The sequence below is a fragment of the Sphingobium sp. BHU LFT2 genome (assembly GCF_018604485.1).
In the GTDB taxonomy this organism is placed as follows: Bacteria; Pseudomonadota; Alphaproteobacteria; order Sphingomonadales; family Sphingomonadaceae; genus Sphingobium; species Sphingobium yanoikuyae_A.
This window is the reverse complement of sequence record NZ_JAFCGW010000003.1, coordinates 392,419-410,227: the sequence shown is the minus strand read 5'-3', so window position 1 is coordinate 410,227 and position 17,809 is coordinate 392,419. Positions and strand designations below refer to the sequence as shown.

The 17,809-nt window shown below is 65.7% G+C and carries 18 protein-coding genes; 5 read left to right on the top strand and 13 right to left on the bottom strand.

The genetic code is table 11. The features are described from left to right. Positions 1-25: 25 nt before the first annotated feature. Entirely contained in the window at positions 26-1,312 is a 1,287-nt protein-coding gene (gene mnmE, locus JQK15_RS09265) for a tRNA uridine-5-carboxymethylaminomethyl(34) synthesis GTPase MnmE (protein WP_214865062.1), read from the bottom strand. Beyond that, the gene (locus JQK15_RS09260; protein WP_004209166.1) at positions 1,313-1,570 is read right to left on the bottom strand and encodes a DUF6489 family protein; all 258 of its coding nucleotides are present in this window, start codon (positions 1,568-1,570) and stop codon (positions 1,313-1,315) included. A 164-nt stretch (positions 1,571-1,734) separates the two neighbouring features. On the opposite strand from JQK15_RS09260, the gene JQK15_RS09255 reads away from it, so the two are divergent. The 3 genes from JQK15_RS09255 to JQK15_RS09245 all read left to right on the top strand — a co-directional run bounded on the left by JQK15_RS09255 (position 1,735) and on the right by JQK15_RS09245 (position 4,577). Next, complete coding sequence (locus tag JQK15_RS09255) at positions 1,735-2,436, top strand: dienelactone hydrolase family protein (protein WP_214865060.1); 702 nt, start codon at positions 1,735-1,737, stop codon at positions 2,434-2,436. Then, positions 2,436-3,407, top strand: a complete 972-nt coding sequence (locus tag JQK15_RS09250) for a quinone oxidoreductase family protein (protein ID WP_251007663.1) — start codon at positions 2,436-2,438, stop codon at positions 3,405-3,407. The genes JQK15_RS09255 and JQK15_RS09250 overlap by 1 nt, the downstream gene beginning before the upstream one ends. 147 nt (positions 3,408-3,554) lie before the next feature. Beyond that, positions 3,555-4,577 carry a phytanoyl-CoA dioxygenase family protein gene (locus JQK15_RS09245; protein WP_214865058.1) on the top strand — a complete coding sequence of 341 codons (1,023 nt, stop codon included), beginning with the start codon at positions 3,555-3,557 and terminating at the stop codon, positions 4,575-4,577. A 39-nt stretch (positions 4,578-4,616) separates the two neighbouring features. On the opposite strand, the gene JQK15_RS09240 is transcribed toward JQK15_RS09245, so the two are convergent. Together JQK15_RS09240 and rho are read right to left on the bottom strand one after the other, a co-directional pair. Then, positions 4,617-5,336: a YjbE family putative metal transport protein gene (locus tag JQK15_RS09240; protein WP_004209170.1), complete on the bottom strand. Its 720-nt coding sequence runs from the start codon at positions 5,334-5,336 to the stop codon at positions 4,617-4,619. 116 nt (positions 5,337-5,452) lie between these two features. Continuing rightward, the gene (gene rho, locus JQK15_RS09235) at positions 5,453-6,709 is read right to left on the bottom strand and encodes a transcription termination factor Rho (protein WP_004209171.1); all 1,257 of its coding nucleotides are present in this window, start codon (positions 6,707-6,709) and stop codon (positions 5,453-5,455) included. 278 nt (positions 6,710-6,987) lie between these two features. Here rho and JQK15_RS09230 point away from each other — a divergent pair, with 278 nt between their 5' ends. Beyond that, positions 6,988-7,953, top strand: a complete 966-nt coding sequence (locus tag JQK15_RS09230; RefSeq protein WP_214865056.1) for a retroviral-like aspartic protease family protein — start codon at positions 6,988-6,990, stop codon at positions 7,951-7,953. 9 nt (positions 7,954-7,962) lie between these two features. On the opposite strand, the gene JQK15_RS09225 is transcribed toward JQK15_RS09230, so the two are convergent. The 6 genes from JQK15_RS09225 to JQK15_RS09200 form a co-directional block, all read right to left on the bottom strand. Next, entirely contained in the window at positions 7,963-10,056 is a 2,094-nt protein-coding gene (locus JQK15_RS09225; RefSeq protein WP_214865054.1) for a transglycosylase domain-containing protein, read from the bottom strand. Between the two features lie 191 nt (positions 10,057-10,247). Then, the gene (gene msrB, locus JQK15_RS09220) at positions 10,248-10,652 is read right to left on the bottom strand and encodes a peptide-methionine (R)-S-oxide reductase MsrB (RefSeq protein WP_214865052.1); all 405 of its coding nucleotides are present in this window, start codon (positions 10,650-10,652) and stop codon (positions 10,248-10,250) included. A 43-nt stretch (positions 10,653-10,695) separates the two neighbouring features. After that, a complete protein-coding gene (gene holA / locus JQK15_RS09215) occupies positions 10,696-11,724 on the bottom strand; it encodes a DNA polymerase III subunit delta (RefSeq protein ID WP_004209175.1) in 1,029 nt (342 codons plus the stop codon). Beyond that, complete coding sequence (lptE, locus tag JQK15_RS09210) at positions 11,721-12,266, bottom strand: LPS assembly lipoprotein LptE (protein WP_099231167.1); 546 nt, start codon at positions 12,264-12,266, stop codon at positions 11,721-11,723. Before lptE ends, holA begins: the two co-directional genes overlap by 4 nt. A gap of 64 nt (positions 12,267-12,330) precedes the next feature. Continuing rightward, on the bottom strand, positions 12,331-14,844 hold the full coding sequence (leuS, locus tag JQK15_RS09205) for a leucine--tRNA ligase (RefSeq protein ID WP_214865050.1): 2,514 nt from the start codon (positions 14,842-14,844) through the stop codon (positions 12,331-12,333). Between the two features lie 103 nt (positions 14,845-14,947). Then, the gene (locus JQK15_RS09200; RefSeq protein ID WP_004209178.1) at positions 14,948-15,394 is read right to left on the bottom strand and encodes a DUF3576 domain-containing protein; all 447 of its coding nucleotides are present in this window, start codon (positions 15,392-15,394) and stop codon (positions 14,948-14,950) included. A 234-nt stretch (positions 15,395-15,628) separates the two neighbouring features. On the opposite strand from JQK15_RS09200, the gene JQK15_RS09195 reads away from it, so the two are divergent. Next, positions 15,629-16,357 carry a hypothetical protein gene (locus JQK15_RS09195; protein WP_004209179.1) on the top strand — a complete coding sequence of 243 codons (729 nt, stop codon included), beginning with the start codon at positions 15,629-15,631 and terminating at the stop codon, positions 16,355-16,357. 61 nt (positions 16,358-16,418) lie between these two features. Here JQK15_RS09195 and JQK15_RS09190 read toward each other — a convergent pair whose 3' ends face one another. From JQK15_RS09190 to JQK15_RS09180, 3 genes are all read right to left on the bottom strand, one after another. Further along, positions 16,419-16,838, bottom strand: coding sequence for a putative quinol monooxygenase (locus JQK15_RS09190; protein ID WP_235681931.1), 420 nt, complete (start codon positions 16,836-16,838; stop codon positions 16,419-16,421). Then, a complete protein-coding gene (locus JQK15_RS09185) occupies positions 16,825-17,148 on the bottom strand; it encodes a carboxymuconolactone decarboxylase family protein (protein ID WP_010335771.1) in 324 nt (107 codons plus the stop codon). The genes JQK15_RS09190 and JQK15_RS09185 overlap by 14 nt, the downstream gene beginning before the upstream one ends. A gap of 95 nt (positions 17,149-17,243) precedes the next feature. Further along, positions 17,244-17,798 carry a thiamine phosphate synthase gene (locus JQK15_RS09180; protein WP_214865048.1) on the bottom strand — a complete coding sequence of 185 codons (555 nt, stop codon included), beginning with the start codon at positions 17,796-17,798 and terminating at the stop codon, positions 17,244-17,246. Positions 17,799-17,809: the final 11 nt, after the last annotated feature.

The following is a 17,809-nucleotide window of genomic DNA, read 5'->3' as shown; positions in this document are numbered from 1 at the left end:
AAAAGCGTTCCACGTGGAACAGTCGCTACTTACCGATGCAGAATCCCGAGAAGAGACGGTCGAGCATATCCTCGGTCCCCGCCTGCCCAGTCAGCGTATCAATCGTCCGCCGTCCCAGACGCAGCTCCTCCGCGAGCACCAACAGATCGCGGGCCGTGCCTGCCGCGATTAAATGGTCATGCAAAGCCCGCACGCCGTCCCGCTGTCGCGCATGCAGCGCATAGTCCCCCTCACCCGGCAGCAGCGTTGCCGCCCGATCGAGCAGCATCGCCACCAGCGCGTCCATCCCCTCGCCCGTTCGCGCCGATAAGCGAAGACCCGGCCGCTCGGAACCGTACAGCGCGACATCGCTCTGCGCCGCGATCAGCAGCGCATCCTCGCGTGGTGCCTCGGCCGGGTCGCCCAGCCACAGGATGATATCCGCCGCTTCCAGCGCCGCCCGTGCGCGGTCGATGCCGATCGCCTCGATCGCGTCGCCGGTCTCCTCGCGCAGCCCGGCCGTGTCGGTGAACAGGAAGGCGGTGCCGCCAATCGCGGCGGGCACCTCGATCCGGTCGCGGGTGGTGCCGGCAATGTCGGACACGATCGCCGCCTCGCGTCCCACCAACCGGTTGAGCAAGGTCGACTTGCCGGCATTGGGCGGCCCGGCCAGCACGACGCGAATGCCGTCGCGCAGCCGCTCCGCCGAGGGCGCCGCCAGCAACGCACCGACATCGTCCGCGAGTGCCATCACCCCCTGCCCGATCCGCGCCTCGATATCGGCGTCGGGCACGTCATCCTCGTCCGAGAAGTCGAGCGCGGCCTCTGCCATCGCCGACAGGTCGAGCAGCCGCATCCGCCAGCCGTCAATCCGCTGCGAGAAATGGCCCTCCATCATCGCCAGCGCCGCACGCCGCTGCTGCTGCGTCTCGGCCGCCAGCAGGTCGGCCAATCCCTCAACCTCGTTCAGGTCCATGCGGCCATGGGCGAAGGCGCGGCGGGTGAACTCACCCGCAGTCGCGCGGCGCAACTCTGGCATCGCGCCCAGCGCCGCCTCGACCGCCGCAATCACCGCGCGGCCACCATGGCAATGCAACTCGGCCATATCCTCGCCCGTCACCGTGCGCGGCCCCGGCAACCACAAGAGCAGCGCCCGGTCGAGCGGCGTAGCGTCGCGCGGATCGCTCAACAGCGCCAGGCTCGCCATGCGGGGGGTGGGCAGTCGCCCGGCCAGCGCCTGCAACGCCGCGCCCGACATCGGGCCGCTGACGCGCACCACGCCAATCCCGGCCGGCGGCGCACCGCTCGACAGGGCGAAGATCGTCTCGCTCACTTAATCCTTCTTATCGCCATTCTTGCCCGCCATGCCGGACAGGCCGATATCCATCATCTGCTTGAACAGGCGCACGCCGGCATCGCCCATCGGCGAGAAGCTCTTGAACAGTGTTTCCATCTGCTCGACGCTGCCAATGCCGTCCATGCTGTCCAACATGGTCTTGATATATTTGTCATGGATGGGGCTGACGTCCGGTAGGCCCAGAAAGGCGCGCGCCTCGGCCGGGGTGCAATCCACGTCGACGGTCACTTTCATCTGCTGCCCTTCCCTGTCGCGGTCGTCCGCCTGTCGCTCCATCTCATGCCGCAAACAGGCCGGGGATGGCAAATTTTTTGGGCGCGACAGCGCGCTTGCACCCCTCGCCCAAGGCGCCAATATGCGCCTCGACCTAACAGACTCCCGAGGCGGAAGGATATCCCATGGCAGACTATATTCCGATCAAGACGCTGGAAGGCGACGGCCAGTTCGACGCCTATGTCGCCACGCCCGACAGCGCCCCTAAGGCGGCGATCATCGTCATCCAGGAGATTTTCGGCGTCAATGAAGGCATCCGCCGCAAATGCGACAGCTGGGCCCGCGCCGGTTATCTGGCGATCGCGCCCGACCTGTTCTGGCGCATCGATCCGCATATCGAGCTGGATGCCGACATCCCCGAACAGATGCAGCAGGCGCTCGCCTATATCCCCCGCTTCAACCAGGATCAGGGCGTCCGCGATATCGAGGCGACCATCCGCGCCGCGCGCGCCATGCTGGAAGGCCCGGCCAAGGTCGGCGTCGTCGGCTATTGCCTGGGCGGCCGCGTCGCCTTCATGACCGCCTGCCGCACCGATGGCGATGCCTTTGTCGGCTATTATGGCGTGGGCATCGACGGGCTGCTGGGCGAACAACATGCCATCGGCAAGCCGACCATGCTGCATATCCCGACCAACGACGGCTTCGTCCCCGCCGACGTTCAGGCCAAGATGCATGATGGGCTGAAGGACAACCGCCACGTCACCCTGCATGACTATGAAGGGCTGGATCATGGCTTCGCCGCCGAGATGGGCGATCGCCGGGTCGAGGAAGCCGCCCAGCTGGCCGACCGTCGCACCACCGACTTCTTCGCGCAGGCGCTCGCCTGATGTCGGGTGATGCATGGCGGATGATCGTCCGGGCCCATGGCGGCCCCGAGGCGATCGAGCGCGAGCGTTTCGATCCGGGCACGCCCGGTGAAGGCGAGGTGCTGATCGCGCAGGATGCGGTCGGCCTCAACTTCATCGACACCTATTATCGCACCGGCCTCTACCCCGCCCCCCTGCCCCTGACGCTGGGATCGGAAGGTGCGGGCCATGTCGTCGCGGTTGGTGCGGGCGTCAGCGGCATTACCGTGGGCGACAAGGTCGGCTGCACCGCGGGCCTGGGCGCCTATGCCACCCATCGCATCGTCCCGGCCGATCGGGTCGTGCGCATCCCCGATGCGGTCAGCACCCGCGATGCGGCCGCAATGATGCTCAAGGGCATGACCGCCTGTTATCTGGCCGAGGACATGATCGACCTGCTGCCCGGCGATGTGGCATTGGTCCATGCCGCCGCCGGCGGTGTCGGATCGGTGCTGGTGCCCTGGCTGCGCGACAAGGGCGTGGTCGTGATTGCCCATAGCGGATCGCTCGAAAAGGCGGCCAGGGTCGATGCCGACCACAGCCTGTCCGGCCCGCTCGACGATCTGGCGGCGCAGGTACGCGACCTCACCGGTGGCAAGGGTGTCGCCGTTGCCTATGACGGCGTCGGCAAGGATAGCTGGGCCGCCTCGCTCGCCAGCCTCCGCCGCCGTGGCCTGCTGGTCAGCTATGGCAATGCGTCGGGTGCCGTCCCGCCGATCAGCCTGCTCGATCTCAGCCGCAACGGCTCGCTCTATGTCAGCCGCCCGACCCTGTTCGACTATGTCGCGACGGCGGAAGATCTGGCCAACACAGCTGAACGCCTGTTCGACCGGATGGCACGCGGGATCGTGTCAGCGCAGATCGGCCAGAGCTTCGCTCTCGCCGACGCTGCGGACGCCCATCGTGCGCTGGAAGGGCGCCAGACGACCGGCAGCACCATCCTGATCCCCTAAGCCTCTGGCTCATTTACATAATCCTATCAGGGACGGCATTTGCACATGCCGTCCCTTTTTTTGTGCAGGCGGTCTGCCCGCCCTTCCCTATTGATCGCCATTTGCAGTATCCGACAGGAGATGCAGCCGTCCCGGAAGAACAAGAACATGCCCCGATTGGCCAAGCTGATCCTGCTGCCATGGTGGACCGTGCAGCTGGCGACCGGTGCCAAATCCTTTATCGATAATCCGCTGATCGGTTCGTCCCGGCTCAATGCGCTGGGCCTCCATGTCGGGCGCGTCAGGCTCGCCCAATGGATGACAGCCCGTCGTCGCTCGCGTCTCGCCGCAGATCTTTCCGCAGCCGATCGTCATGCCTTTGATCGCGACGGTTTCATCGAGATTCGCGACTTCCTGCCGCCGGAGCAGTTTGCCGCCCTGCGCGAGCAGATTGCGGCCTATCAGGCTGTTCCACGTGAAATGGTGCAGGGTCATACCATCACCCGCCGTTACGCACTGGACGGCGCTGCACGGCGCGCCATGCCCGCAATAGCCCGCTTTCTCGATCATCCCCGCTGGCGCGCGCTGGCGCGCTATGCCGCCGGCTTCAACGTCGAGCCGCTGATCTACATCCAGACCATTCTCACCCATCGACGGGACGGCGCGCCCGATCCGCAGACCCAACTGCACGCCGATACCTTCCATCCCGCGATGAAGGCCTGGCTGTTCCTGGAGGATGTCCCGGCCGAAGGCGGTCCCTTCACCTATGTGCCCGGATCGCATCGCTTGACCCCCGCGCGCGCGGCGTGGGAGAAACAGCGCAGCCTGACAGCACGAGATGGCGATTGCCGTCTGTCGGCGCGCGGCTCGCTGCGGATCGACGAAGCGGAACTGGCCGGTCTTGGCCTCCCGCCGCCGCGCCAGTTTCCGGTCCCTGCCAACACATTGGTCATCGCCGACACTTTCGGCTTCCATGCGCGGGGCGAAGCGGCGCAGCGTTCCACCCGCGTCGAACTCTGGGCCTATGGCCGGCGCAACCCCTTCCGCCCGCTGGTGGGGCTCGACATTTGGAGCCTGCCCGGCATCACCGAACGGCGCATCAACCTGCGCTGGGGCCTGCGCGATGCCGTGGCGCGCTGGATCGGCCATCCCTGGCGGCCCGCCGGCATGAAAAGGCCCGCCGACGACTGAGCGTGGGCGGGCCGATTGCGACAGCGTCGATCAGATCGATCAGAAGAGCGTCAATATGCCCACCGACCGGTCCATGATGCCATCATAGATCATCGAGCAGGCAACATAGACGATCACCGCCAGGCCCAGATAGGCCAGCCAGCGGAAGCGCTCGATATATTTGGCGATGATGTTCGCCGCGATGCCCATCATCGCCACCGACAGGATCAGGCCGATGATCAGGATACCGGGATGCTCCCGCGCGGCACCGGCCACGGCCAGCACATTGTCCAGGCTCATGCTCACATCGGCGATCGCCACCGACCAGGCGGCGGCGGCAAAGCTCTTGGCCGGGCGCACGCCCGACACATCATCGTCGCTCGGATCGTCGGGCGTATGCGCGCCGGCATTAGGCCGCAATTCGCGCCACATCTTCCAGCTGACCCACAGCAGCAGCAGGCCGCCGGCCAGGATCAGGCCGACAATCTGCATCAATTGGCTGACCACCAGCGCGAAGCCGATGCGCAGCACCAGCGCGGCGATGATGCCGATCAGGATGACCTGCTGGCGCTGCTTGGGCGGCAGGCCGGCGGCCAGAGCGCCGACGACGATCGCATTGTCGCCCGCCAGCAGGATATCGATCATCAGCACCTGGCCAAAGGCGGCCAGGGCGCTGGGCGTCCCGATATTGCTGAAGTCGTTGACGATATGCTGCCAGATATCCGCCGGGGAACCGAGCCCCTGGGCGGCCGAAGCGGCGGTGGCGATAAGGTCGAGCATGACGGCCTAACGTCCCTGTATGTGAAAATGAAGAAAGCCGGACCATATACATGGCCCGGCTCTCACCGCAAAATATATGGCAGGGTGGCCGCACATCCGCGCAGCCGCCGCCGCGCTTACTGGTTCATAGTCGCGAAGAAATCCTCGTTGGTCTTGGAATCCTTCATCTTGTCGAGCAGGAATTCCATCGCATCGACCGTGCCCATCTGCATGAGGATGCGGCGCAGCACCCACATCTTGCTGAGCGTCGGCTTCTCGACCAGCAGCTCTTCCTTGCGGGTGCCGGACTTGCCGACATCCAGCGCCGGGAAGATGCGCTTGTCCGCAACCTTGCGGTCCAGCACGATTTCCGAGTTGCCGGTGCCCTTGAACTCTTCGAAGATGACTTCGTCCATGCGGCTGCCGGTGTCGATCAGCGCGGTCGCGATGATCGAGAGCGAGCCGCCCTCCTCGATGTTGCGCGCGGCGCCGAAGAAGCGCTTCGGGCGCTGCAGCGCGTTGGCGTCGACGCCGCCGGTCAGCACCTTGCCCGACGAGGGGACGACGGTGTTGTAGGCGCGGCCGAGGCGGGTGATCGAGTCGAGCAGGATAACGACATCCTTCTTGTGCTCGACCAGGCGCTTGGCCTTTTCGATCACCATTTCGGCGACCTGGACGTGGCGGGTGGCGGGCTCGTCGAAGGTCGAGGAAACGACCTCGCCCTTCACGCTGCGCTGCATGTCGGTGACTTCTTCCGGACGCTCGTCGATCAGCAGGACGATCAGGAAGACTTCGGGATGATTGTCGGTGATGGCCTTGGCGATATTCTGCAGCATCACCGTCTTGCCGACGCGCGGCGGCGCGACGATCAGCGTGCGCTGGCCCTTGCCCTGCGGCGAGACGATGTCGATGACGCGGGCCGACTTGTCCTTGATGGTCGGGTCCAGCGTGTCGAGGCGCAGCTTCTGCTCGGGATAGAGCGGGGTCAGGTTGTCGAAATTGACGCGATGGCGGACAACGTCCGGATCATCGAAATTGACCGACAGCAGCTTGGTCAGCGCGAAATAGCGCTCGCCATCCTTGGGCGCGCGGATCTCGCCCTCGACCGTGTCGCCGGTCCGCAGGCCGAAGCGACGGACCTGGTTCGGCGAGACATAGATGTCGTCGGGACCGGCCAGGAAATTCGCCTCCGGGCTGCGCAGGAAGCCGAAGCCGTCCGGCAGCACCTCGATCGTGCCCTCACCCATGATCTGCGCGCCATTTTCGGCCTCGGCCTTCAGGATGGCGAACATCAGATCCTGCTTGCGCAGGGTCGATGCGCCCTCGACGCCCAGTTCTTCCGCCATGGTGACGAGGTCGGCGGGAACTGTCTTCTTGAGGTCCTTGAGATGCATTGCGAGTCGGTCCGATGGAGTGAGGGATAGAATAGCCGGGTAAGAAAGGAGATTTTGCCCGGTCAATGTCTCGGGAAAGCCTCGCGCCGGACGGGCGAGGGGAATAGTCGGCGTTTAGCGAGCGCCCGGCCCTCAAGTCAAGCGAGGACATTTCCCTATTCCGCCTGAAATCATGGGCGATCCGGGGATTTTCGACAGGTGGTGCCCCATCTGCGGCGATGGACGACATATCCTGCCCCATGATATGATGAGACATAAAATATCGGAAGGATGAGGAAATGCGTTATTTCCGTGCCCTGATGGCGATCGCCACGGGCGCGCTCACCGCGCTGCCACTCGCCGCGCAGGACAGCCCCCCGCTCGATCCCGACATACCACCCACCGTCGTCCGCACCGGCCCCTCGCTCGGCGAACGAGTCACCATTCCCATCAATATCGACGGCAAGGGGCCGTGGAACTTCGTGATCGACACCGGCTCCCAGCGTACGGTCATCGCCCGCGATCTGGCCGACCGGCTCGCCCTGCCCAATCGGCGGATCGTCACCATCCTCAGCATGACCGGCAAGGCGGAGGTGCCGACCGTCGCCGTGCCCCGGCTCGGTTTCGGCGCGACCACGGTGGACGATATAGAGGCGCCGGTGCTGAACGGCGAGCATCTGGGCGCCGCCGGGCTGCTCGGCCTCGACAGCCTGCATGCCAAGCGGGTGCTGCTCAATTTCCGCACCGGCCGGATGGAGATCAGCGAAAGCCGCCGCCTGCCCCCGCGCGATCCCGATGCGATCATCGTCGAGGCGCGCCGGCGCAAGGGACAGCTGATCCTGCTGGATTCCGACGTCAACGGGATGAAGGTGAACATCATCCTGGATACCGGCGCCAATTTCAGCGTCGGCAATCTGGCGCTGCGCGACAAGCTGGTCCGCAAGAAACGCGCACCCGAACTGCTGCAGGCCAGCCTGATCAGCGTGACCGGCGACACGCTGACCGGCGATGTCGGGCGGCTGGATTTCGTGCGCATGGGCCGGGTCAAGCTGACCGGCGTGCCGGTGCTGTTCGCCGAGGCCAGCCCCTTTGCCGAGCTGGGCCTGGCCGACAAGCCGGCGCTGATGCTGGGGATGAACGCGCTGCGGCTGTTCGACCGGGTGGCGATCGATTTCGGCCGGGGCAAGGTGGACTTCCTGCTGCCCGATACCGGCGCGCTCGATCCGGTCCGGCTGGCCACCTCAGCGCCCCGTCAGGGACGCTGAGGGACAATATCAGGGATTGTCGGGTCGCTGCTGCTGGGCCGGCTGGCGCTGGCGCGGCGTGCGGCCCAGCACATTGTCGATCCATTGCTGGTCCAGGCGCGGCGGCGCCGGGCGATCGGCCGGATCGGGCTGAGCCATATCCTCGCCATCCTCCGCCTCGCTGCCGGCCGGCCGGGCACGGTCGATCGGCAGGCCATTTTCATCGACCATCATGCCGCCTTCCATGCCGTTATCCGGCTGGCCGTAATAGGCTTCCTCGTCTGGCTCCAGCTGCCATTCGGGCAGGGTGACCTGGGTCTCGAACTGCTCCACCGGCCGCTTGGCGACGGCGACCTTCATATAATCGGCAAAGGCGTGGGCCGGCGCGCGACCGCCATAGAGCGAAGGCACCGCCTTGGCGTCATCCCGGCCGACCCAGACGCCGGTGGTGATGCCGCTGGAAAAGCCCAGGAACCAGCCATCCTTGCCGCTGTTGGTGGTGCCGGTCTTGCCCGCAACCGGGCGTCCGATCTGCGCCGCCCTGCCGGTACCGGTGCTGACCGCGGTCTGCATCAGGTCGGTCATGCCCGCCGCGACCCAGGGCGCCACCAGCACGCGGCTGGTATCGTCCTGATGCTGGTAGAGCATCCGCCCGTCGGCGGTCGTCACCTTGGTGATGCCATAGGGGGTCACCGCCACGCCCTTGCGCGCGATCGAGGCGAAGGCACGGGTCATGTCGATCAGCCGCACGTCCGACGTGCCCAGCACCATGGAGGGGTGGGTGTTGATCGGCGTGGTGATGCCGAAGCGGCGCGCCATGTCGGCGACGGTCGGGAAGCCGACCTCCACGCCCAGCTTCGCCGCGACCGTGTTGATCGAATAGGCAAAGGCGGTGCGGATATCGATCGCGCCGGCAAAGCGGCCATTGCTGTTGCGCGGGCTCCAGCCATTGATCGTCACCGGCTCGTCGGTAACGCCGGTATCGGGCGTATAGCCCGCCTCCAGCGCCGCCATGTAGACGAAGATCTTCCAGGCCGAGCCGGGCTGGCGCACGGCGGTCGTCGCGCGATTATAGTTGGACGTCACATAGTCGAGCCCGCCGACCATGGCGCGCACCGCGCCGTCGCGATCCAGGCTGACCAGCGCGCCCTGCATGCCGTTCGACACATTGGCCTTCACCGCGGCGGTCGCCGCATTCTGCATGCCAAGGTCAATGGTGGTATAGACTTCCAGCGGCTCATTGGGCTCGTCAATCAGCGTGTCGAGCTGCGGCAGCGCCCAGTCGGTGAAATAGCGCACGCTGTTCTGCGGCGGCTCGGGCGCCATGCGCACGCCGTCCAGATTGGCGTTGGCATGATCGGCAGCGCTGATCTTGCCATTTTCCTGCATCAGGTCGAGCACCACGCCGGCACGGCCGATCGCGGCCTCGGCATCGGCGGTGGGCGAATAGCTGGACGGCGCCTTCACCAGGCCGGCGATGATCGCCGCCTCGGGCAGGTCCAGGCTCTGTGCGGGATGGCCGAAAAATTTGCGGCTGGCGGCGTCGATGCCATAGGCGCCGCCGCCGAAATAGACCTTGTTGAGATAGAGTTCCAGGATCTGCTGCTTGGAGAATTTGCGCTCCAGCGCCATCGCCAGAACCATCTCGCGGACCTTGCGGCCCCAGCTATAGCTGTTGTTGAGGAAGATGTTGCGCCCGACCTGCTGGGTGATGGTCGAGGCACCCTGCCAGCGCCGGCCGCTGCCGCGCCGTTCCAGCGCGACCCAAGCCGCGCGTGCCATGCCGACCGGGTCGACGCCGGGGTGCATGTAGAAACGGCGATCCTCGGTCGACACCATCGCATCGACCATGACCGAGGGGATCTGGTCATAGCTCAGCCAGCGACCGAAGCTCGGCCCCAGGGAAACGATGACCGATCCGTCCGCCGCATGGACGCGGATCATCTGGCCATTGGGGGAGGATTTGAGGCTGTTATAGTCGGGCAGCGACTGCATCGCGATGAACACGGCGACGCCGATCGCGACCAGACCGGCAAAGGCGCCGACCAGACCGATCTTGAGCCCGCGCACCAGCCATTTCTTCGCCTTGCCCGGCGCCTTCTTGCTCTTGTCAGATCGTGCCATTTGCCGCCCCGGATACGCGCTATTACCGGCCCGGACCAGCGCAAATCAGGGCGCTCGTCCGGAAAACTCCCCGGTCTGTAAGGATGATGCGGCTTTACCCGCGATGAATATTATCTGGGGACGTTCCCAAAGCACCGGGCCGGGCAACACATCGCGCCCCGGCCCCGCACCAGTCCGTCCCTATGACGCTCTTATTCCGCGTCGTCGCGCGACTTGAAATCCAGCGACGCGCTGTTCATGCAGTAACGCAGGCCATTGACGCCGGGGCCGTCAGGGAAAACATGGCCCAGATGCCCCTCGCATGTGGCACAACGCACCTCGGTGCGGATCATGCCATGGCTGGCGTCGCGAATTTCCTCGACCGCGTCGATATCGACCGGCGCGGTGAAGCTGGGCCAGCCCGACCCGCTGTCATATTTTTCCTCGGCATCGAACAGCTCCGCCCCACAGCCGGCGCAATAATAGACGCCGTCCGCCTGGTTGCTGTTATATTTGCCGGTGAAGGCCCGTTCGGTGCCCGCTTCGCGCAGCACATGATATTGTTCGGGGGAAAGGCGCGCACGCCATTCGGCTTCGCTCAGGTCCAGCTTTTCCATGGCCGCAATATGGCGTCCGCCGAAGCCCTTATCAAGTCCGCGATCAGGCCCGCTCGCGCGCCGCCTGTCGGGCGATCGCCAGCAGCTCGTGCCGCACCAGCAGATCGCCCAGCCCCTTGCCGCCGCGGCTGGACCGTTCGGCCTGGGCCAGGCGCTGGATGACGCGGGCGATGCCGGTCGCGTCCCACAGCCGCACCTGGCGGGTGACCAGCCCCTTCTCCTTCCAGAAGACCGCCTTGCCGGCCGATTCCACCGCCGCCTCCAGCCGCCCGCTGCTGTCAAAATCCGCGCGGATATTGGCGATCAGCATGGCACGGGTCAGCAGCGGCCGGATCACCGACGCCATGGCCGCGCCGATCTCCGCCAGATTATTGAGTTCCTTGTGCATCGCCCGAAGGTCGCCGCCCAACACCGCATTGACCAGCGGCGCCGCGTCGGAATCGGGATTGTCGGCCGACAGCGCGTCCAGCGCCTCCGCCGTCGCCTCGCGCGGCTGTTCCGGCGCGGCGTCGAGATAGAGGACCAGCTTCTCGATCTCGATTCCCATCAGCGCCCGGTCGCCATTGGCCAGGTCGACGATGCGGCGCGCCAGTTCCTGCGGCAGGCGCAGGCCGTTCTCGCGCGCGGTCGCCATGGCGATCTGCTCGGCCTCGCGCGCATCGGGCTGATAGGAGATGAAGGCCATGCAGCCCTTGTGGTCGAGCGCCAGCTTGACCAGCTTCGACGTCGCCTTGAGCGCACCGGCAATCGCGATCACCGGATTGCCCGCCGCCTCCGCCTCCAGCAACGCCGTAACCGCCGGCAGCGATTCATCGCCCATGCCGTTGATCCGCACCCAGCGCTTGTCGCCGAACATCGAGAAGGACGCCGCCTCGTCCGCCAGCCGCGCCGGATCCTCGCGCAGCGTGGCCACGTCCAGGTCGACCCGCTCGGCCCCCGGCCCCATCGCCCGCTCCAGCCGCCTGGCGAGCGCCGTGCTGCCCGCCTCGTCAGGACCATAGAGCAGGAAGAAGCGGATATCCGACGGCGGCGCGTCGAGCGCCTTTTCTATCTGGCCGCGATTGGCTTTCACTGGCCGGTCGACGCCGCCGACGACGGGGCCGGCGATGGCGCCGCCTGGGCGCCTTCCTTGCGCGTCGCATACAGCGCCAGGCGGGTGACGATCTGGTCGGCCACGATCTCCGACAGCCGCTCCAGCGCCGTGTCTTCCGCCGCGATCGTCGCATATTCGCTCGACGTCGCGTTGATGCCGGCGTCCGACCCGGCGCTGTCGTCCAGCACCTGCGCACCGGTCGCTTCGTCGATCAGCTGATAGCGCGCCCGCAGCGTGCGCCGCTCACGGGTGATGGCCGCGTCGGACCGCAAACCGAAACCGCTGATCTGGTCGTCCAGCTTCACCACCAGCTTGTAGCTGGGGCCGGAACCATTGCTGATCGCGCCAAGCCGGTCGTTGAGCGCGTTGCGCATCAGCCAGCCGCCCTTGCCCGCAATATCCTGCACTTCGACATGACCCAGCCCCTGCGCCACCGCGCCATGGCTGCCGCCGCCATAGACCGGGCGCAGCCCGCAGGCGGTAAGGAGAGTCAGGGCGACGAGGGGAAGGATGCGCTTCATGGGCATGATCCTTATCCCGTCACCCCGCCCTTGTCGAACCAAAGGTCGGGGTGACGGGCACAGGTCAGATGACCAGATTGACCAGACGATCGGGCACCACGATCACCTTCTTGGGGGTGGCGCCATCCAGCGTGCGAACGACGTTCGGCGCGGCCAGCGCCAGCTTTTCCAGCTCGTCCTTCGGCGTGCCCTTGGGCACGGTGATGGTGTCGCGCAGCTTGCCCATCACCTGGCAGGCGATGGTCACTTCATCCTCGACCAGCAGTGCCGGATCGACCGCCGGCCAGGCGGCTTCGGCGATCAGGCCCGGCTGCGCCATCTCGGCCCAGCCCTCTTCGGCCAGGTGCGGGGTCATCGGCGCGACCAGAAGCGCCAGTGCGCGGATCGCCGCGGTGCGGCTGGCCGACGGCTTGGCCTTCTCGATCGCGTTCACCAACTCATAGATCTTGGCGACGGCCTTGTTGAAGCCCAGCGCCTCGATATCCTTGGCGACGCCGTCGATCGTCTGGTGCAGCTTGCGGTCGAGCGCCTTGTCCTGGCCTTCCGCCGCCGCATCGGCTTCGCCGAACAGGCGCCAGACGCGGTTGACGAAGCGCCAGCTGCCCTCGATGCCAGCCTCGGTCCAGGGCAGGTCGCGCTCGGGCGGGCTGTCCGACAGCATGAACCAGCGCACGGCGTCGGCACCATATTGTTCGATGATGTCATCGGGATCGACGACATTCTTCTTCGACTTGGACATCTTCTCGACGCGGCCGACCGTGACCGGCGCGCAGCTCTCGATATGGATATAGTCGTCGCCGGACTTCTTGATTTCCTGCGGCGACAGCCAGCTGCCATCGCCGGCCTTGTAGGTCTCGTGGGTCACCATGCCCTGCGTGAACAGGCCGGTGAAGGGCTCGGCAAAACCCAGCTGGCCCATATGCTGCAGCGCGCGGGTCCAGAAACGGGCGTAAAGAAGATGCAGGATCGCATGTTCCACGCCGCCAATATATTGGCCGACCGGCAGCCACTGCTCGACGGTCGCACGATCGAACGGCTTGTCCTCGGGCTGGCTGGCGAAACGGATGAAATACCAGCTCGAATCCGCGAAGGTGTCGAGCGTGTCGGTCTCGCGCCGCGCCGGCTTGCCGCAGGACGGGCAATCGACATGCTTCCAAGTCGGGTGGCGGTCCAGCGGATTGCCGGGAATGTCGAAGGTCACATCCTCGGGCAGCTTCACCGGCAGCTGATCCTTGGGCACGCCCACCACACCACAACCATCGCAATGGATGACCGGGATCGGGGTGCCCCAATAACGCTGGCGCGACACGCCCCAGTCGCGCAGGCGGAACACGGTCTTGCCCGCGCCCCAGCCTTCACCCTCGGCGCGCGCGATGACGGCGGCCTTGGCGGCTTCGACGGCCATGCCGTCCAGGAAGCGCGAATTCACCAGATTGCCGGGGCCGGTATAGGCCTCGTCATGGATCGGCTTGTCGGCTTCGCCGTCCAGCGCGACGACACGCTCGACCGGCAGCATATATTTGCGCGCGAAGTCGAGGTCGCGCTGGTCATGCGCGGGCACGCCCATGACGGCACCGGTGCCATAGTCCATCAGCACGAAATTGGCGATGAAGACGGGCAGGTGCCAATCAGGATCGAACGGATGCGCGACCGTCAGGCCGGTGTCGAAGCCCAGCTTCTCCGCCGTTTCCAGCTCGGCGGCGGTGGTGCCGCCTTCCTTGCACTTCTCGATGAAGGCAACCGCGTCGGGATTGTTCGCGGCGACGGCCTGCGCGACCGGATGGTCGGCGGCGATCGCGACGAAGCTGGCGCCGAAAATGGTGTCGGGACGGGTCGAATAGACCTCGATCGCGCTGTCGAACGGCGCGACCGGCTTGAAGCTGAACTGCAGGCCGACCGACTTGCCGATCCAGTTTTCCTGCATCAGCCGCACCTTGTCGGGCCACTGGTCGAGCGTCTTGAGGCCCTCCAGCAGATCGTCGGCAAACTGGGTGATCTTGAGGAACCACTGGTTGAGCTTGCGCTTCTCGACCAGCGCGCCCGAGCGCCAGCCGCGCCCGTCGATCACCTGCTCGTTCGCCAGCACGGTCATGTCGACCGGATCCCAGTTGACCTGGCTTTCCTTGCGATAGACCAGGCCCGATTCCAGCATGTCCAGGAACAGCGCCTGTTCATGGCCATAATAGTCCGGCTCACAGGTCGCGAGTTCGCGGCTCCAGTCGATCGCGAAACCCAGCTTCTTCAGCTGCGCGCGCATATTGGCGATGTTGGACCGGGTCCATTCGCCCGGATGCACCTTCTTTTCCATCGCCGCATTTTCGGCCGGCATGCCGAACGCGTCCCAGCCCATCGGATGCAGCACTTCATGGCCGGTCATCCGGCGGAAGCGGGCCAGCACGTCGCCCATCGAGTAGTTGCGGACATGACCGATATGGATGCGCCCCGACGGATAGGGGAACATCTCCAGCACGTAGCTGCGCGGCTTCGTCGAGGCATCATCCGCCTTGAAGCTCTGCTTCTCGTCCCAGACGGCCTGCCAGCGGGCGTCGGCCTCCAGCGGGTTGAAGCGCCTTTGCATGTCATGTCCTTACAAATGCAAGCGGGCTGGGCTCTGTAAAAGCCCAGCCCCGATGGTTTGAAAACAGGGCGTTACCGTATCAGTCGCGCCCGAAAGGGGTGGTTCAGCCGATCGCCATGCGACGCAGGTCGCGCGCCTTGGTCAGGATGATCTCTTCCAGCTTCTGCACCGTCGCGGCCTGCACCGGGGCATCGACCCACTGGCCATTCTGGTTGACCTGGCGGCTGGCGGCCACGCGCAGCGCGTCGGCGCGCAGATCCTGGTCCAGGATCGACACGGTGACCTTCATCCGTTCACTCGGCGTGTTGGGATTGGTATACCAGTCGGTGACGATGACGCCGCCGTTGGAATCGGTCTGCACCATCGGCATGAAGGACAGCGTGTCCAGGCTGGCGCGCCACAGATAGGCGTTGACGCCGATGGTGGTGACCTTCGACGCGGCCAGATCGGCCTTGGGCCGTTCCTTCGCGCCGCCCCCGCATGCGGCAAGCGGCAGGAGCGCAGCCAGCAGAAGACCGGAGGAAAGGGTAACGGGAAGGCGACGGACCATCAGGCATGTCCTAGCTTGAAAAAGACGAAAAACGCCCCGCTTCTATAGTCGACGCGCGCCATTGGGCAAGGGGGCGCGCGGGTCCGACACGCCACGGATCGTCGCAACCCGTCCTCGGAGTCTGTGTGCTCTGTGCAACAGCTCAGACAAAAAGCGGATAGCGCCTCTGGTCAATGGCGCTTTTTGGTGTCTAATGCGTCTTGAAAAATAACCGGTGGGGAAGAGATTCGAATCATGCGCGTGAAACGGGGACATTTGGCATTGGCAGGCTCGGCGATCGCCGTCGCTGGCTTCATGCTGTCGCCCGCTTTTGGCGCCGCAACCGATCTCGTCCGCATGCGTGAGGAAGCCCCGGTGTCGCTCGGCGCGCTGGGCAGCATTTCCTCCTTCACCCCCACGACCAAGGATTCGCGCCTGGCTGCGGCCTATGCGAAGATCGCCGCCTCGGCCGGTCGCCAGAATTTCCGTTTCACGCCGACCAGCGGTTCGCTCAGCGGCCAGCGCTCGATCACCGTCATGGTCCGCGCCAGCGACGTCGATCGCGTTGCCGCCAACCGCTCGGTGGTCCCGGTCAACATCGCACCCGTCAGCTTCAGCCTGAACGGCGAGCATGGCTGGCGCAAGTTCGCCCTGCCGGAAAATACCGGCCGCAAGGCGCTGGACCCGGTTCCGGTCGAAACCATGGTCGATGCGAAGAATTTCTCGCTGGATGACGGCAAGAAGGATCGCTTCAGCACCAAGGTGCTGCTGGAAAGCCGCCGCGAGCCGACGGCGACCGTCCGCAACCCGAGCGCGGACAAGGATTATTCGCTGGATCTGGCCAGCTCCTATTCGCTGACCCGCAACCTCAACGTGACGGCGGGCATCCGCTACAACAACAGCGTTGCCGGCCGCCTGACCCCGATGACCGACGAGCGCCAGGACAACCAGGCCGTCTATCTGGGCACCATCTTCAAATTCTGATCGCCTGAAAAGGCAGGGATACGCATGATCGGCATCGCCTGATGCCGATCGCTCCAACGCGTCAACAGTAACTGCCGCCACCCTTGGCGCAGAGCATGACCGGCTCCGTCTCGATCAGGCGCAATGACTGCACCATATCGGCAGTGCCCTGCTTATATTTCAGGAAATGCGGTGTCTTGAGGTGCGCCTGATAGGCCGCGTCGCTGGCATAGACTTCCAGCAGGCGGATGCTCGCCGGCTTTCCGGCGATCGCCACCGCCGACAGCGACAGCACGCCCGGCTCCTGCGCCACCGATGCGGCAATCTCCTCGCGCAGATAGGCCTTATAGTCCTCGATCTGCGCCGGATCGATCTCCAACTCCGCGATCCGCACGATCGGCTTTTCCGGCGCGGCCTGCGCCTTGGCCTGTCGCCCGGCCCCGACGCCCAGCATGAAGGCGGCCAGCGTCAATGCGCCCACCGCCGCCTTAGTCCTGCGCATCGTCGAACAGCTTGCGGGCGATGCCCAGTGCGGTCATCGCCGGCGGCCAGCCGGCATAGAAGGCCAGATGGGTGATGGTCGCGATGATCTCCGCGCGCGTCAGCCCATTGTCCAGTGCCCGCTGCAGGTGAAAGGGCAGCTCATTGCCGCGATAGAGCGAGATGAGGCTGGTGATGGTGATCAGGCTGCGGTCGCGCGGCGACAGTGCCGGATCGGCCCAGACTTCGCCGAACAGGGTCTTGTCGGTCATTTCCGCCAGATGAGGCGCCAGATCGCCAAAGGATCGGCGCGCGTCGGTGGGTTCGGTCATGTCGGGTCTCCGCAAAATGGACGGCGTCCCCCAGCCTAGCCGACTTATCCACAGGCTATTAGGCCCGCATCCGCGCTAGGCCCCATGACCCCAATTCATATATGGTCGGTCAATCCATCGATCGCCGCCCAGCCCGCCGCGCCGATCCCGCGCAGCATATGCCGGTGCTTTGCCCTGACCCCGCCCAGCGCGATCACCGGCGCCTTCGCCTGCCGCGCGAGCGTCGCAAAGCCGATCCGCCCCAGCGCCCCGGCACCAGGATGCGACCGGGTCGGGAACAGAGGAGACAGAAAGACCATATCCGCGCGCGCCGCCGCCTGAAGCTCCTGCCGGTCATGCGCCGCCTGGCTGTGGATAAGTCTGTGGAAATTTTTCGCCCCATCCCGCCCATGCCAGCCATCCGCGCGCCAGGCCGCCGCCGTTCGCGCGTCGCCCGCCAGCATCAGCACCAGCCGCCGCCGCCGCGCAATTGCCCGCAATGCCTCGAACAGCGCGCGCCGTTTCACCGCTTCGGTATGATAATGGCGAAAGACGATTCCCGCGCGCCCGCATGGCAAGCGCGCCGCCGCCGCCAGCAAGGACGCATCCTCCACCCGCTCATCGGTCATCAGCCATAGGCCGGGCAGCTTTTTGCGGTGGCGGGCGTGCATGGCCATCGCCT